This is a genomic window from Pseudomonas sp. MH9.2 (assembly GCF_034353875.1).
Lineage (GTDB): Bacteria > Pseudomonadota > Gammaproteobacteria > Pseudomonadales > Pseudomonadaceae > Aquipseudomonas.
The window spans coordinates 429,723-446,251 of record NZ_CP133784.1; the positions used below are offsets into that span (position 1 = coordinate 429,723).

Annotated in this window: 13 protein-coding genes; 8 read left to right on the forward strand and 5 right to left on the reverse strand. The window is 55.1% G+C overall.

From position 1 onward, the window contains the following. Window positions 1-64: 64 nt before the first annotated feature. Entirely contained in the window at window positions 65-1,627 is a 1,563-nt protein-coding gene (locus RHM55_RS01980) for a glycosyltransferase family 39 protein (protein ID WP_322179275.1), read from the reverse strand. Window positions 1,628-1,948: 321 nt separating this feature from the next. Here RHM55_RS01980 and RHM55_RS01985 point away from each other — a divergent pair, with 321 nt between their 5' ends. The 3 genes from RHM55_RS01985 to RHM55_RS01995 all read left to right on the forward strand — a co-directional run bounded on the left by RHM55_RS01985 (window position 1,949) and on the right by RHM55_RS01995 (window position 5,486). Next, window positions 1,949-3,070, forward strand: a complete 1,122-nt coding sequence (locus tag RHM55_RS01985; RefSeq protein ID WP_322179276.1) for a DUF2817 domain-containing protein — start codon at window positions 1,949-1,951, stop codon at window positions 3,068-3,070. 312 nt (window positions 3,071-3,382) lie between these two features. Next, window positions 3,383-4,801 (forward strand): cytochrome C, encoded by a 1,419-nt coding sequence (locus RHM55_RS01990; RefSeq protein WP_322179277.1) that lies wholly within the window; start codon window positions 3,383-3,385, stop codon window positions 4,799-4,801. A gap of 40 nt (window positions 4,802-4,841) precedes the next feature. Then, window positions 4,842-5,486 (forward strand): c-type cytochrome, encoded by a 645-nt coding sequence (locus RHM55_RS01995; protein ID WP_322179278.1) that lies wholly within the window; start codon window positions 4,842-4,844, stop codon window positions 5,484-5,486. A 248-nt stretch (window positions 5,487-5,734) separates the two neighbouring features. Here the strand turns inward: RHM55_RS01995 and RHM55_RS02000 are convergent, their stop codons facing one another. Further along, on the reverse strand, window positions 5,735-6,691 hold the full coding sequence (locus tag RHM55_RS02000; RefSeq protein WP_322182685.1) for a LysR family transcriptional regulator: 957 nt from the start codon (window positions 6,689-6,691) through the stop codon (window positions 5,735-5,737). A gap of 161 nt (window positions 6,692-6,852) precedes the next feature. On the opposite strand from RHM55_RS02000, the gene RHM55_RS02005 reads away from it, so the two are divergent. The 3 genes from RHM55_RS02005 to RHM55_RS02015 are packed head-to-tail and all read left to right on the forward strand — an operon-like array spanning window position 6,853 to window position 10,464. Beyond that, complete coding sequence (locus tag RHM55_RS02005) at window positions 6,853-8,178, forward strand: MFS transporter (protein WP_322179279.1); 1,326 nt, start codon at window positions 6,853-6,855, stop codon at window positions 8,176-8,178. An 18-nt stretch (window positions 8,179-8,196) separates the two neighbouring features. After that, entirely contained in the window at window positions 8,197-9,426 is a 1,230-nt protein-coding gene (locus RHM55_RS02010) for a Zn-dependent hydrolase (protein WP_322179280.1), read from the forward strand. A 12-nt stretch (window positions 9,427-9,438) separates the two neighbouring features. Beyond that, the gene (locus tag RHM55_RS02015; protein WP_322179281.1) at window positions 9,439-10,464 is read left to right on the forward strand and encodes a histone deacetylase family protein; all 1,026 of its coding nucleotides are present in this window, start codon (window positions 9,439-9,441) and stop codon (window positions 10,462-10,464) included. A gap of 202 nt (window positions 10,465-10,666) precedes the next feature. On the opposite strand, the gene RHM55_RS02020 is transcribed toward RHM55_RS02015, so the two are convergent. The 3 genes from RHM55_RS02020 to glaH form a co-directional block, all read right to left on the reverse strand. Continuing rightward, complete coding sequence (locus RHM55_RS02020; protein WP_322179282.1) at window positions 10,667-12,043, reverse strand: aspartate aminotransferase family protein; 1,377 nt, start codon at window positions 12,041-12,043, stop codon at window positions 10,667-10,669. A 79-nt stretch (window positions 12,044-12,122) separates the two neighbouring features. Continuing rightward, complete coding sequence (gene lhgO / locus RHM55_RS02025) at window positions 12,123-13,382, reverse strand: L-2-hydroxyglutarate oxidase (RefSeq protein WP_322179283.1); 1,260 nt, start codon at window positions 13,380-13,382, stop codon at window positions 12,123-12,125. Window positions 13,383-13,471: 89 nt separating this feature from the next. Further along, entirely contained in the window at window positions 13,472-14,449 is a 978-nt protein-coding gene (gene glaH, locus RHM55_RS02030) for a glutarate dioxygenase GlaH (RefSeq protein ID WP_322179284.1), read from the reverse strand. 194 nt (window positions 14,450-14,643) lie between these two features. On the opposite strand from glaH, the gene csiR reads away from it, so the two are divergent. Beyond that, entirely contained in the window at window positions 14,644-15,351 is a 708-nt protein-coding gene (csiR, locus tag RHM55_RS02035) for a DNA-binding transcriptional regulator CsiR (protein ID WP_322179285.1), read from the forward strand. A gap of 354 nt (window positions 15,352-15,705) precedes the next feature. Then, entirely contained in the window at window positions 15,706-16,338 is a 633-nt protein-coding gene (locus RHM55_RS02040) for a hypothetical protein (RefSeq protein WP_322179286.1), read from the forward strand. Window positions 16,339-16,529: the final 191 nt, after the last annotated feature.

Below are 16,529 nucleotides of genomic sequence, written 5' to 3' on the forward strand. Positions count from 1 at the left end.
TATCAAGTTATGGCAAGACAAAACCGTCGCCGTCGATGATCATCTGTTAGTCATGACAGCACTCTCAATGCGGAGGAATGGAGTACAGGCGTACTTCAGTGTCTCCGACTTTCAACTCTGTCACCTTCGTCCAGTCGCTAGGTATGGAAGAAAAATCATCCGGTGGCTCGCTGTTGCTGATCAACCACACACGTGTCGAGTCGCCGGGTAACGTTTCAAGACTGTCCAGGTAAATTTTATCGGAATCCTGATCGACCAGCGTACCGAACCCGTAGCTGTTTGGTCGCCCCGAAGTACCATTGGCTAGTTTCGGTGTGTAGAGCAGTGGCTCAGACCCCGTCTTGTTGTAGTAGACATAACTGAAATACCAGAATAAATCGCTGACAACGATGCGGTCATTGGCAGCATAGTGCTCATTTACATAGCTAACCAGCTTGTCGAACTGTTCATCATCCACTTGGTAGTCGTTACTCAACCCGACCAGTTCTACCCCCAAGATACCCATGAGCATAGCGATTGCTACGTAACGGAAATGACGCTCAATTTGATCGATGGCGATTGCCAGAATCATGGGTAAACCCAGGGCAGAGAACATCAGATAACGCTCGACCAACAGTGGTGTTATCCACGAGATCAGAAACACAACCACCAAAGGTAGAAAGGTATAGGTCACCAATAAAACATGAAATTTATAGGGGCCTCGATCACGCAGGGCAACAGCACCGGCGACCAACGCCACCGCGAGTGGAAGTGAAAAATAGAGGGGCCATTTCAGGCTTAAACCATCCGTAAGGATCAAATACTGCCAGATAGTTGAGGGCAGAGAATAACGTGTAACCGGCAGTATCCAGCCGACGTCGCCACCCACCTTGAGTTGTTCAAGGTGCTGCAACTGGTCAATCAGGCCAGGAATCCAGGGGGCATATAGCAAGGCAATGAGACCGTTGGCGATCCACCATGCAGGGCGAGTGATGAGGCGGGGCTTTTCACCGCGCATAAAAAACAGGTAGGCCCAGTGTGAAAGTACACAAAGGCCCGTGAAGTAATGGGTGTAAAAACTGGCTGCCATTAACAGAGAATAAATGACGAGGTATCGATGACGGTCTGGATTTTTCACCCAATAGACGAGTGCTATGGTTGCGCCCATCAGCCAGAACCCCATGAGGGAGTACATCCGGACTTCCTGGCTATAACGCACTGCAATGGGCAGTAAGGCTAATAAAACGCCGGCCAGGATCGCCGCTCGCCGTGTTGCGATCAATTGAACCAGCCAGACACCAAGGGCTACCGTCAGAATGCCCGGTACGACGCTCATGGACCTGACCGAGAAGATACCGTTCCCGAATACCTCTATCCATAGGTGCAGGAGGAAGTAATAAAGAGGTGGATGTACATCGTGAGCGCTGTGAAACCAGATCAGCGCTGGTGAGTACTGGCTCATGAGCAAACTGGAGCCTTCATCGCACCAGATGGCTGATGCGGTTGAACCATAGACGCGCACCAGCGCCGCCAGTATCAGAATAGGTAACAACCAAAGCTCGCGAGCCCAGAAGGCAGTGCGTTCAATTTTCTGTGCAGCGCCAGGGTCGAGAACCCTGTCTATAAAATGATTTTTTTGAAATTTCATACTTTCTCCCGCGCCATGCAACCCCTGGCACGAAGCAATTTTCGATTGTTGGCGATCGTACGTGGATGCCGACCATTTCAGGAAAGTTCCCGACTATCTGAGTGATGGGAGGAGGGTAAGCACTAACCTTGATCTCGAACTTTTTTTTGATTCAGGATATCGACGTGGCTGACAGCCATATCGCTCGTATAAGCTTTGCGCGTAATGTATCCAATCACGTCATGTTTTTACATCGGTGTCTCGTTAAAGAAGACGGCCACCACCACTACGCATCGGGCGACTCGTGAAAGTCCGGTACTTGTTGATTGACATGAGGCAACCATGAGCACAGGTTTTCCATCGGCCCCCAGTTTCGTCAGCCAACGTGAACAGTTTCTGGCTGCGGCCAAGGCGGCGGGTGCAAGCCTGACCGAATACCGCCATCCATTGACCGGGCCCTCCGGCGAACCGCTGAGTACCGACGTTGCCGTGCTTGGAGATCCATATGCGAAACGGCTGCTGATTGCGCTCTGCGGCACGCACGGTATTGAAGGTTTCTATGGCTCGGACTGCCAGATCAAATGGCTGCAAGCGCTCACCGATAGAACCTTGCCCGACGATGTGGCAGTAGTGATGATCCACTTGATCAATCCCTGGGGCACGGCCTGGATGCGCCGTGTCAACGAAGACAATATCGACCTCAACCGCAACTATCTGAATTTCACACAAGCGCTGCCGGATAATCAACGGTACGAGGCGCTGCACGAGATCTATACCTGCACCCAACTGCAGGGGCCGAAGCGGGAGAGGGCCGACGCCCTGCTCAACGAGCGAATTAGTGAAGAGGGCTGGTCAGCGGTAATGTCGATTGTCGAGGCCGGCCAGTACGTACATCACGACGGTCTTTTCTATGGCGGCAAGGCACCTGGCTGGTCGAACAAAACCCTGCACAAGATCATACAAGAGCACTTCACTCACGCCCAAGTTGCCATGTGCTTTGACCTGCATACCGGCGCTGGAGACTACGGCCATCCCATGCTGATGACGATTGCTCAGTCTTCCTACCCGGCGCTGCACGATGCCCAGGCGGTATACGGCCCATGGCTGTATACCCTGCTCACTGGAGCTGAAAGCAAAAGTGATACAGGGGTGGCAGCCACAGCAACCGGTTACACCTCGCAGGCCATGATTGATGCATTGCCGCAGGTGCACTTAATGCCGTTCGTTATCGAATGTGGCACTTATCCGGGAGAGCAGGTCCACACTGTTTTGCGTAACGATCAGTGGTTGCACCTGCACGGAGACCTCACTGATCAGGTCGCCAGGAAAATCAAGCTGGAGTTGCTCGAGCAGTTCTACCCCGCTGACAGTGACTGGCAAGAGGTTGTCTGGCTACGCACCCGACAAATCTGGGAACGGGCATTGGCGGTACTGCCACGGATACAAGCTCCAACTCATCAGTAACCGCTCGGCCTATCGCGGCCGCAACGGCCCATCCCTGGGGCTGCGAAATAAGATAAATGCCTTATGGGGAAACGACAGCGAGGACGTTTGGCCTCACTGCATTGAGTTTCGTCAATAAAAGGCGCAACGCCACAAGAGAAAGTGTCTGGATCAAGCGTCCGGAGGCTGCTGAATATGATTTCAGCGATGGGTGTGCTTCGCGTTGCAGACTTAAACGGCGCAATTTCCGACGGAGCTTGTAAATGGCCAGCATCTGGCTAGGCTTCAGCCAGGGTTATGTCACTTGACAGCCTCTTTCCAGAGGGAATTGAAATGTATCTGAAGGACGGCGAAGCAGGCGGGAAGAAGGCGGTGGTATGGTCGTTTTTTTTCGGGTCACCGTTTTTTTTCAGACACCTTAGACGACCGGGAACCCTGTTAGGGGCACTATTGTTGTTGGTGCTCTGTCAGTCGGCCCAGGCCCTGCCTTCCTTTGCACGCCAAACAGGGCAAAGCTGCGTTGCCTGCCATGCGGGAGGGCAATTTCCTGAACTGACACCTTATGGGCGCCTGTTCAAGCTGACGGGTTACACCAACGGCGTACAAACCAACCCCTTGGCCGCCATGATCGTCGGCGACTTCACTTCAACGCGCAACAACAGCGACGGTGCGGGCAGCTCGATTTCCGCCAAAGACAAACAATTCATCATTGATTACGGAAGTGTGTTCCTGGGCGGAAAGATCACTGACGTCATTGGCGGCTTTGCCCAATTCACTTACAGCTCATATGACCATCAGGATGCCTCGGGTAATTGGGTAAGTCACCTAGGCTCGGACAACTTTGACCTGCGTTATGCGGACCGCCAAGTGGACGCCTCACGTGATGTCATCTGGGGTGTCACATTGAATAACAACCCCACAGTTCAGGATGTCTGGAACAGCACGCCTGCCTGGGGCTATCCGTATGTCAGTTCAGCCTTGGGCGCCTTTGGCGGGGTCCCGGCCTCGACGCTGATTGAAGGGGGGTTGGCTCAACAGGTGGCGGGTATCGGTGCCTATGTTTATTTGAACAAGTCGTTGTATCTGGAGCTGACCTCCTACCAGACAGCCAAAAATACGTGGGCCTTTCTAAGTTTGGGTAACAAGAAGGGCGACACCTACCATCCGTTGACGTACATGGATGGCTCAAGCCCTTATGCGAGGCTGGCCTATACCTACGAGTGGGGGCCCCAAAACGTGATGGTGGGCGCCTTTGCAATGAATGCCAAAATTCTTCCCATGGATGACTCCAATAATCCGATCTACGGCCAGGGCAGCACCGAATACCGGGATGTAGGCTTTGATGCCCAGTACCAGTACCTCCTTGATCCCCACGCTTTTACTGCACAGATACGGTATGTAAAGGAAGAAATAAGAGATGACACCCAGACGCTCTACGATGGACCGGCTTCCCTTCGATCATTCAAGTTGAAGGGCAGTTATGTGTACCGTGCCAAATATGGTGCGAGCCTGTCTTATAGCAATGTCAATGGCAGTTCGGATGCGACGGCGTACCCGAACAGTGCCAATTTTTCACCCGATACACAGATGTGGACGCCCGAGGTTTTCTGGTTACCGATGCAGAACCTGAGGGTCGGACTTCAATATAACTATTTCACCCGTTATTTGGGCGCAACGAATAACTATGACGGCAATGGTCGTGATGCCAGCGAAAACAACACCACTTATCTTTATATGTGGTACGCACTTTGATCTGTTGGGCGCAGGGGCGTAGACCATGGAGGCAACGGGCATGAAGGGTACTTTCAAACGACCACTTTCTTTTCTTGCCCTCTGCGTGATTACGCTCACGGGCTGCACAGGTACGAACGGGGAGACAGCGCAACAAACGTCGCCCATGTCCGGCATCGCCATGGCGGACAAGGTGTGCTCCATGTGCCATGGGCTGACGGGGGAATCCATCTCGCCGATGTTTCCCAAGTTGGCCGGTCAGCAAAAGGAGTACCTGAAGTTGCAGCTGACTGACTTCAAGGGCCATGCACGCAGCGATGAAACCGGGACTCAGTACATGTGGGGATTTACCCATTTGACAGAGACTCAGATCAGCGAACTGGCAGACTATTTTTCAAGTCAGAGTCCTATGAAGGCTGATGCTGATACGGCTGATGCACGCGGCGAATTAATCTTTCGCAAGGGCTTGCCTGAGTCTGGCGTCGCTCAGTGCAGTTCCTGCCACGGTGCTGACGGGCAGGGCAATGGTCAGTTTCCGCGCCTGGCGGGTCAGCACGCCTACTATATGATTCGCCAGATCAAGGTTTTCCAACAGACCGACCAGCGCCCCCGTGGCGCCCTGATGAAGCAGGTCACGCACTCACTGTCTGATGCAGATGCTGAATCTGTCGCTCATTACATTGCAACACTCGGGGCAAAAAAATAACGGCCTTTGCGGCACCTGTGATGATGTGCCGGTGCTGGTTACTCTGGTCGGTATTGCACTCTGGTTGAGACGCCGCTGGTTCGATGATTCAAACAACGATGCAGTTGCTCAGGACAACGAACCACAAGCCACGCAGTGGGGCAAAGTTTCTCGACAAGCCATGACAGATATAAAGCCTGCCCACTCAACGGCTCAGCATGCTGAGTCGTTGAGTGGGCAGGCTTGTAAATCACCTCTAAGGTTTTTAATCAATCGACTGCCAGTCGTGCCGTCAGACTGTCGATAAAAATCATCTCGGCGCGACTCATTTTCTGGTCTCGATTCCATAACAGGTGGATATCTACATCTGCGATGCCGTCGTGAGGCGGCAAACGCCACAGCAGACCGTTCTTCTCATCGTCAGCGACAACATGGACCGGCAGGCAGCCAAGGCCGAAGCCGGCGATCACAAGACGTCGCACTTCTTCCAGGCTTGGCGATGATGCAACGATGCGTCCGCTGAAACCTTGCTGGTCGCGAAAGATGGTCAGCGGCGAAAGCATCCCGCCAATCTGGTCGCTCGTGAAACTGACAAAATTTTCCGATTGCAGGTCGCCTTCTGCCAAACCTGCACGGCCAAACAGGGCGTGGTGTCGACCACAAAAAAACGCATAGCGCTGGCGCAGGAACAAATGTTGTTCGAGGCGAGGCTGCGGCCGGCGATTGAGACTCAAGCCCAGAGTTGCGGTTTTCTCCAGCAGCGCGCTGACGATGTCGGAGCTGCGCATGACTTCTATGTCTAGATCTACCCTCGGGTGCTGTCGATGGAATGCGGCCAAGAAGTCATCGAAACGTTCCGAGAAAATCCGGCTGATCATCAGCAGCCGCACCTTGCCTATTACCTCGTCACCCGGCTTTTGCAGGGCATTGCTCATCTGCGAGACCTGGCCGTACATCTCACCTGCAATGGCGAAGATCTCTTCACCGGCTTCGGTGAGAACAAAGCGTGGACCGCGTCGGGCGATGAGCTGGCAATCAAGTTGTTCCTCCAGCCGTTTGAGCGCCTGGCTGATGGCAGGCTGGGTCAAATGCAGACGGGCTGCGGCGCGGCTGATGCTCAGCTCCTGACCAATGACTCGAAAGGTGCGCAGCAGGTTCCAGTCCAGACGATCGTTGAGCAGTGGATGCACATTCCGGCGGAGCTTGGGGTTATCGGTATCTGGCATGACGGCGCTCAATAATAAACAGAATTTATAATTGAAATAATAAATAGAAAATTGACTAATCATAGCCCCAAGACGATAAATCACTTCAATCAAGCGCCATAAGAGCGCATGTGCGACACGCTTTCTCCTGCCAAAAAAACAAACCAAAAGGAGCCTGACCCATGAAGCCTTCCGCTTCGCCACAGCCGCGCCGTGCTGCGGCAGCCGCATTCATCGGCACCATGATTGAGTGGTACGACTTTTACATTTACGCCACCGCGGCAGCTCTGGTATTCGGCCAACTGTTCTTTCCTTCCGAAGACAAGCTTTTCAGTACCATGGCCGCGTTCGGCACCTTCGCCGTGGGTTTCTTCGCCCGTCCACTGGGTGGGGTGGTCTTCGGTCATATCGGTGATCGCATCGGTCGCAAGAAGTCTCTGATCATCACCTTGGTCATGATGGGCGTGGTGACGGTGTGCATCGGTCTGCTGCCGACTTATACGCAGGTTGGCGTTGCAGCACCGGTCCTGCTTATCCTGCTGCGTGTGGTCCAGGGCATCGCAGTCGGAGGTGAGTGGGGCGGCGCAGTGTTGATGGCTGGCGAGCATGCGCCCAAAGGTCGTCGCAATTTTTTCGCGTCGTTCGCTCAGCTAGGCAGCCCAGCGGGCCTGATTCTGTCGCTGCTGGCGTTCGGCGCGGTCACCCGGTTGTCTGAGGAAGACTTGATGAGCTGGGGCTGGCGCTTGCCGTTCCTCGCCAGCGCACTGCTGCTCGTGGTGGGGTTGGTGATACGTCTCGGTGTCAGTGAGTCTCCTGAATTCCTCGAGGATAGAGCGCGCGCAGACAGGGCTCGTGCCGTCTCTAACCGCAAGGAGCAGGCGCCGGTTCTAGAGGTGCTTAAAACCTCTTGGAGACCACTGTTACTGTGCATTGGCGCTAACACGCTGGGCATTGCAGGCGTGTACTTCACCAATACCTTCATGATTGCCTACACCACCCAACAGCTCAACTTGCCGCGTTCGTTGATTCTCGAATGCCTGTTCGTGGTAGCGATCATCCAGTTCTGCATTCAGCCTTTAGCGGCGTGGGTGGCCGAGAAGGTGGGCGCGACCCGTTTCTTGTGTGCCATGTGCCTGTTAGCGATGGCTTCGCCGTATCCGATGTTCATGTTGGTGAGCAGCGGCCAGGCGCCGCTGATCATCTTCGGTATTGCCCTGGCGGTAGTGTGCATGGCTTCGTTCTACGCAGTGATCGCTGGTTACGTCAGTGGTCTGTTCGAAACTCGAGTGCGTTACACGGCTATCTCCCTGGCCTATCAAGTGTGTGGCGCTCTGGCTGGCGGGTTGACGCCATTGATAGGCACCTGGCTTGCCCATGAGTACCTCGGCCAGTGGTGGCCTATGGCAGTGTTCTACAGTTCGATCGCAGGCGTATCTCTGTTCTGCGTGCTGGCACTTTCCCGCCGTCATGCCCATGCACATCGCCTTGAAATGGCTCATAGCGCCTGACACCGTTGGAGAATCTGTATGTTGAAAATCAATGGCGAGCGCCTATGGGCCAGCCTTATGGCCATGGCCGAAATTGGCGCAACGGCGCGGGGCGGGAGTTGCCGTCTGGCCCTGAGTGGCGAAGACAAGGTCGGTCGTGAACTATTCAGCGGTTGGTGCCTGGATGCAGGGCTGACCCTGAGTATTGACGGTATTGGCAACCTGTTTGCCCGACGTGCCGGTACTGACCCGCAGGCGGCTCCGGTAATGATGGGTAGCCATCTGGATACTCAGCCCGAAGGTGGGCGCTTCGATGGTGTCTATGGCGTGTTGGCTGGGTTGGAAGTGGTGCGGCGCCTGGATGATTTAGGGATTAAGACCCGAAAACCGCTTGAAATCGCGGTCTGGACCAATGAAGAGGGCGCACGTTTTACTCCCGCCATGCTCGGTTCTGCGGTGTTCACCGGAACGCTGGCGCTGGAAAAAGCGCTGAGCATCGAGGACAACGACGGTGTGACGGTAGCGCAGGCACTCAAGCGTACTGGATATGACGGTGAGCGTGCGCTAGGCGGGGCGGTGGACGCGTATTTTGAAGCTCACATCGAGCAGGGGCCAATCCTTGAAGACAACGCAAAAAGTATTGGCGTTGTGAGCGGCGGCCAGGCCATACGCTGGCTAGACGTATGCGTTGAGGGCATGGCGGCTCATGCGGGCACCACGCCGATGCCATTGCGCAAGGATGCCTTGTACGGCGCGGCGCAGATGATTCAGGCGCTGGAAGCGTTGGCCGGTGATTTCGCGCCCGAGGGGCTGACCACGGTCGGCCAGTTGAACATTGCAAAGTCGTCGCGCAATACCATCCCCGGGATGGTGAACTTCACGGTCGACCTTCGTCATCATCGCGATGCCGCCATTGAGGTGATGGAGCAACAGGTCCGTTCGCGCCTGCAAGACATTGCCGCCAAGCGCGGCTTGTCTCTTAGTGTCAATCCGCACTGGATCAGCCCAGCCACGCCATTCGATGCCGATTGCGTGGCCGCCGTGCAACAAGCCGTGGACGCTTTGGGCTATGCCCAGCAGCCTATCGTCAGTGGTGCCGGCCATGATGCCATTCACCTTGCGCGGTTCTGCCCGACGGCAATGATCTTTATTCCTTGCGTCGGCGGTTTGAGTCACAACGAAGCAGAAGATGTGTTGCCTGAAGATGTGCGTCGGGGTACTGACGTATTGCTCAACGCAGTACTGACCCGTGCTGGTCAGGTTGAATAAGGAAAGAGTCCGATGCGTAGTTTTTTTCACCCCGAACAACTTCTCCATTATCCGCGCAGCTATTACTCCCGTGGTCAGATGCGTACGCCTCAGGAAGTACCTGAGCGTGCTTGCAATCTGCTAAAAGCGGCACAGGCGCTGGGTTTCGATATTCAACAGCCGCAAGATTACGGCCTTGATCCATTATTGGCCGTCCACGGAGGCCATTACCTGGCTTTCTTGCAAGAGGCTCATCAACGCTGGAAAGAAGTGCCGGAAGATTGGGGCGAAGAGGTGATGTCTAATATCTTCGTTCGCGAACCCAATGCGTTGCGGGGGATTCTCGCCCAGGCTGCGCGTTACCTGGCCGATGGGAGTTGCCCGATCGGTGAGTTAACCTGGCGTTCGGCGTACTGGTCAGCGCAAAGCGCGGTAGCTGCGGCGAAGACCTTGCTCGAAGGTGCACCTGCCGCCTATGCGCTATGCCGCCCGCCGGGACATCACGCCCGAGCTGAGGCCGCCGGCGGTTTTTGTTATCTGAACAACGCGGCGATTGCTGCCCAGGCGTTGCGTGACGGTTTCCAGCGTGTGGCTGTGATGGATACCGACATGCATCACGGTCAGGGCATACAGGAAATCTTCTATGATCGTGACGACGTTTTGTATGTGTCGATTCATGGCGACCCGACCAATTTCTATCCCGGCGTAGCAGGCTTTTCAGATGAGCGTGGGGTTGCGGCTGGTGAGGGTTACAACCTCAATCTTCCGATGGCCCATGGGGCCAGCGAAGCGGATTTCTTCGGTAAGTTGGAGCTGGCACTGGCCGCGGTAAAAGCGTTTTCCGCCGACGCACTGGTGTTGTCATTGGGTTTCGACATTTATGAGCTGGACCCACAAAGCAAAGTGGCGGTCACTCGTGAAGGCTTTGCCCGTTTAGGCGAGTGCGTGCGTGACCTCGGTGTGCCATGCGTGATTGTGCAGGAAGGCGGTTATCACTTAGAAACACTGGAGAGCAACGCTAGAGCGTTTTTCGATAGCCCTGAGGCATGGCTGGGCTAGTTCCGAGAACTGCAGATTTCACGTAGCAACGTAAAAAAAGCATTTCCAACTCGCAGTGAGTGGTGAGAGCCAAGCCCTGCGAAAGTCAGGAACGGCAACGACTGAGTAGTCGGTGCTATTGCCCGGTCCGCAAAGCCGCTTACTTACTATAAGCGAGCGGCTTTTTTACATGCGAAGAACTCCCTCAGGGATCGCTGGCGACCTAGCGGCTAGCGTTGAACCAGCGTTGGGTATCCTCAAGCGAGCGGGCAAAACGCTCGAGGATCAAACGGATCTCGGATTCGCTGGAAATCAGCGGAGGGCAGAAGGCAATAGCATCGCCCATATTGCGAGTTATCATGCCGTGTTCCTGAGCGCGACCGGCCAGGTAGCGACCGAGCTTGCCTGTTACCTCGAATGGGGCTTTGCTTGCACGGTCGGCGACCAGCTCCACAGCGGCGATCAGACCTTGCCCACGCACTTCGCCCACCAACGGGTGATCGGCTAATTGGTTCAGCCCGTCCTGGAGGATCTTGCCCATGGCGGCGGCATGCTGCACCAGATTGTCTTCTTCAATGATCTTGATGTTTTCCAGTGCTACGGCGGCAGCGACCGGATGGCCTCCGGCGGTAAAACCGTGGCCCAGGGTGCCCAGGGCATGGCTCTGGTCTGCGATGCCTTGATACAACTCGTCATTGATCAGAATCGCCGAGATCGGCTGATAGGACGAGGAAAGCTGCTTTGACAGCACCATAACGTCCGGGCGAATACCGAAGGTCTCGCTGCCGAACATGTTGCCGGTACGGCCGAAGCCACAAATCACTTCGTCCGCAACAACCAGTACGTCGTACTTGCGGCAGACCGCCTGAATTTTATCCCAGTAGGTGCGCGGCGGAACAATCACTCCCCCCGCGCCCATCAGCGGTTCGCCGTAAAAAGCGGCGATAGTTTCCGGCCCTTCGCGAAGAATCAGATTTTCCAGCTCTGCGGCGAGGCGATCGGCGAACTGCTCCTGGCTCTCGCCGGCCAGCGCATGGCGATAGTGATGCGGGTTGCCTACATGGTAGAACCCTGGCAGCGGCACATCGAAGCCGCGCTGGTTGGCTGGCAGACCAGTAAGGCTGGCGCTGACGATGGTGATGCCGTGGTAACCATTGATGCGACTGATGAATTTCTTTTTGGCCGGTTTGCCCAAGGCGTTATTGCGATACCAGATCATTTTGACCACGGTGTCGTTGGCTTCAGAGCCTGAGTTGGTAAAAAACACCTTGCTCATCGGCACCGGCGCCAGCTCGATCAGTTTGTCTGCCAGTTCGATGCTGGGGGCGTGCGCCTTGTGGCCGAACAGGTGGTAGAAGGGCAGCTTGCGTAGTTGACTCTCTGCGGCCTTGATCAAGCGTTCGTTACTGAAACCCAGGGCTGCGCTCCACAGGCCGGACATGGCCTCAATGTAGGGTTTTCCCTGGTCGTCATAGACATAGATGCCCTCGCCACGCTCGATGATGAGCGGGCCGACTTCCTCGTGCACACGAGCATCGGTGTAGGGGTGAAGTTGGTGTTGTACGTCTTTTTCGGCAAGTGACAATTTATTATTGTTCATTGATTAGCACTCATGGGTACAGGAAAAAGTTTCGATGACACGATGGTGTCTCGGCGGCGCCCATCTTTGGCACCCAGCCTCAGGTTGCAGTGGATGCAGCCCGAACGGAGTTGTACGGTTTGACGAAACTGACGCCGGTGCTTGCTAACTGCTCGCGGACCTTGTCGACAATGTACGCACCGATCGGGATGGCCGACGTCGCTGCGGGCGATGGGGCGTTGCAAACGCTAACGCTACGGGCGGTGTTGATGAACAGGAAGTCGTCGATCAGCTTTCCGTCCAGCGAGACAGCCTGGGCGCGCACACCGGCCGGGTAGGCGGTGAGGTCGCTCTTGGCTATGGTTGGGCAATACTTCTGAACCTCTTTCAGGTAACCACCCTTGAACAGCGAGTTTTTCATCTCGATCAGGCCGGGGCGCAGGTTCTTCATCAGCACTTTGAGAATGCCCGGAGTGGTCAGGGTTTCGAACATATCGGACAGCGAGATATCGGTTTTGCGATAGCCTTCACGCTTCATCGCCAACACGGCGTTGGGGCCGACAGTGACGGTGCCGTCGATCATGCGGGTCAGGTGCACGCCGAGGAATGGCATGGACGGATCCGGGATCGGGTAGATCAAGTGGTTGACGATCTGGTTGTGTTGCTTGGGCAGCAAGTAGTACTCGCCACGGAACGGGCAGATGATGAAGTTCGGCTTGATCCCCAGCATGCGCACGACGCGGTCGGCCATCAGGCCCGAGCAGGTGATCAGGAAACGCCCGTGGTGCTCCTGATCGCCGGTGCGCACCACCACTTCATCGGGACGCTCGTCGATGGCAACCACTTCGCTGTTGTAGCGGATTTCGCCACCGGCGGCTTCGAATTCACGGCCCATGGCCACGGTGACTTGTGCGTAGTTCACGATGCCGCTGGACGGCACGAAGATACCGCCCAGACCGACGATGTTCGGCTCGCGCTCACTCAGTTCGGAGGCCGATAACCACTCACGCTTGAGGCCATTGGCTTCGGTACGGTCCCACAACGCGCTCATACGCTGCATTTCTAGCTCGTTGGTGGCCACCAGCAGCTTGCCGCACTCGTCGTAACGGATACTGTGCTTGTCGCAGAAGGCCTTGGTCGCCTTGTTACCTTCCAGGCAGAAACGTGCCTTCAGGCTGCCGGGTGTGTAGTAAACACCGGCATGGATCACGCCACTGTTATGGCCAGTCTGGTGCTTGGCCGGGCCGGACTCTTTTTCCAGCAGGAGGATCTTTGCATCCGGGTAAACCTGGGTCAGTTGCATGGCCGTGGACATGCCCACAATGCCGCCACCGATGATAATGAAGTCGTACGCAGCCATTAGCTTGCACCCACCTGAATTACGTTTTGATTTGAGGCATGACGAGGACCGCACGTGGTGGCCCTCGTCATTTCAGCTGTTGGCAAACCTTACTGGCCGCGCTGGTACATGGTTTTTTGGTAGCTGATGTAGCCACGCTGGCGCATCAGCTCACGACGCAGGCCCGGGTGGGCGGTGAAGCGGTCACGGCCGTGCAGCCAGAACATGTTGTTGACCAAGACGAAGCTACCGACCGGCACCGGTACCGATACCTTCTTCTGGCTGCCTTCCAGGGACTCGCTCATGGCGGTCAGCCAGATGCCTTCCTCGAAGTCCTTGGGCTGCACGAACTGGTCGATGTAACGCATGGTCGGGCGGCCTTCAGCGTCGTTGTCGAACACCGCATGGAACACGTCTTCACGCACGTTCTTGCTCGGTGGCGCGGTGAAGCGCATTTCACGGCGGGCCAGCGGGTGCGTGCAGTAGTGGCTCAGGTCTTCCCAGTCGTCCAGGTGCAGCAGCAGGGTATTGCCGCCTTCCATGTTCTGCTCGTCGATCTTCATCATAAGCACGTAGTCGGTGCGCTCTTGGACAAATGTGCCGTCGTTATGCAACTCCATCACACGGTGTGGCTGGCGCAGATAGCTGTCGGAATTGTCGGTGTTGACCACTGCGAAGCGCGCGTAGAACTGGCCGCTCATGGCATCAAAGTTGGAGCGACCAATCAGATGCGCCACTGCCGAAGAGAACTTGACCATGTCATCGGCCTGGGTCACGTCGCACAGGCCTTCAGGGGTGATCAGCATGCCGCCGGTGGCGCGATCCAGGATGGTGTTGATCAGAACCGGGCGCAGAGTACCTTCGCACAGATCGTCAAGGATCTGACCGACACGAAAGCGCAGGAACGACTTGTACTCCAGTGCCTGTACCGGCCACTCGGCAACAGCACTAACGAACGCGTCGACGGTTTCCTTGGCGAAGGTCAGCTCAAGAAGGCGAGGTGACTGCTTGGAAGGGGCGAGGGTGAAGCCCTTGCTTTCCGACGGCAGCGGCATCACAAGGTCCTGAATCTGAGTAAAGGCGTTCATGGCGGCTCCTGGCAAAGTGGGGTGAAAATCGCTTTCCCGTGTTGATCTGGGTCAAGCAGGAATGAAAATATCGCCATTAACATAAAATGTCTACGTTTTTAAAAAGAAGAGACAAAATACTTCATTGTCTAATATTTTTCGGTCAGTAGATGTTTAGGTATGATGGAGACTTTGACGAGTTGAGGAGCAGTACCTTGGATAGCCTCACCCCCAGGCAGAACTCTGTATTCAGCGGGTATGAGCGGCTTAAGCGGGACATCATCCGTGGAGTCTTCAAGCCTGGAGAGAAGCTCCTTATGAGCGGGCTGAAGGAACGTTATGACCTTGGTGTAGGCCCACTGCGAGAAGCTTTGTCACAACTGGTGGCTGAACACCTAGTGGTGGTAATCAGCCAGAAAGGTTACCGCGTAGCGCCCATGTCGCTGCAGGAAATGCAGGACATCTATGATGCCCGCGCCAACCTGGAAGCCATGATTGTCGGCCTGGCCATCGAACGCGGCGACGACGCCTGGGAGGCTCAGATACTCGCGCAGTCCCATACGCTATCTAAGGTAATGGACGTGAAAACCCGCGAGCAGGTGCTCGACGTCTGGGATGAGCGGCACAAGACTTTCCACAGTGCCATTGCGGCTGGCTGCGGCTCCAAGCATTTACTCCAGGCGCGTACCTACCTGTTTGACCAAGCCGAGCGCTACCGCCACCTGTGGCTGACACAAACGGTTTTTTCTGACGAAGCCCTGAAGCTCAAGCGCGAGGAACATGCCGCGCTGGTCGAAGCCATCCTCGCCCGCGATACCGTTCGTGCAACAGCAATGATGCGCAACCACCTGATGACTCCAGTGCCAATCATCGTCGAGGTTATGCAGCGCGGCGGTCTGGGCAAGGCTGCCGCTGCTCTTTGAGCTTGGCGCTCAGCGAGTCGGGCAGCATTTGGCGGTGGCGGGTTCTAAACACGAGGACCCTTTGGCAGCACTTGATTTGGACTACCAAGGCTAGAGCACTACATTAAATGCGAAAGGAACGCTCAAACAATGTAGGAACCTTTTCAGCTCATGCGCATGCTGAGTGCAGCATATTTCATTAGAGGAGGGCGCTCACAATTGAGCGCGTGGACAACCGTGGGGTGATAGTTTTATGCCGTCTGAATAATAGCTCATCTAAATGGTAATTTAGTTTAGTTATTCTTTTTGGTTATAGCCCCCGTGAGACGAACGAGGCTACAGTGCTTTTCGAGATCGAACCATACTGAGGACGCTATGACCATTCCTGTAACCATTGATAGCTGCACATGGAACTACTTTTTCGACAATCAGTATGATCTTTGTGTTGGGTTACCTCCTGAAAAATTCTCCTTGTTCATTACAAGGGAGGTCGAGTTAGAGCTGCTTCAGATACCGGACGACTCCCATGGTATTGATAAGCGGCCCTTGAAGGAGTACATCCGCAACAGCATCGATTGCCGCAAGGTTACGACCACTTATGTGTTCGGTTTCTCTGATTTAGACAATCCTGAGGAGCCTTCTCGTTATGGCGGTTTTGGCCAAGGCACCTTTGAATCGGAAGACGAGCAAGACTGGCGGCAGCGTGAAAAAACACAGCAATTTGTACAAGCGGGCTGCGCCGCCAAACAGCGAAAAAAAACAGTCCTGAGAAAAGACGAGGCTGATGTTTCTCTGGCGGTTGCGTCCTTGAATTCGATTCTGATCACAGTTGATGAAAAGAAAGATGCACGTCTAGGTAAGAAAGGACCAATCCATGATGCGGCTACCAACGGCGGTTTTGTTGTGTATGTCCAAGAGGTTCAGAGCAGTGGCCTGGGATTGGCGGATTTCATCCAAAAGCATTTTGTCGTTTCTGAAGGAATGCTATGGCCTGTAGAGGCCGTGTGATCTTGGTGGCTCTGCCGAGCCCCCAGCCTGTATAGGAGGGTTCGCATAATGTATATTATGTTAAATCACGTATTACTCTAAAGTTGCGCATAGGTGTCCAATATCACTAACCTCCGGTCACGTTTGCACAAAACCCCGTTCCTTGAAAAATCAGCAATTTGAAAGCTCATCCTCATCCCCTGTCTCACCTT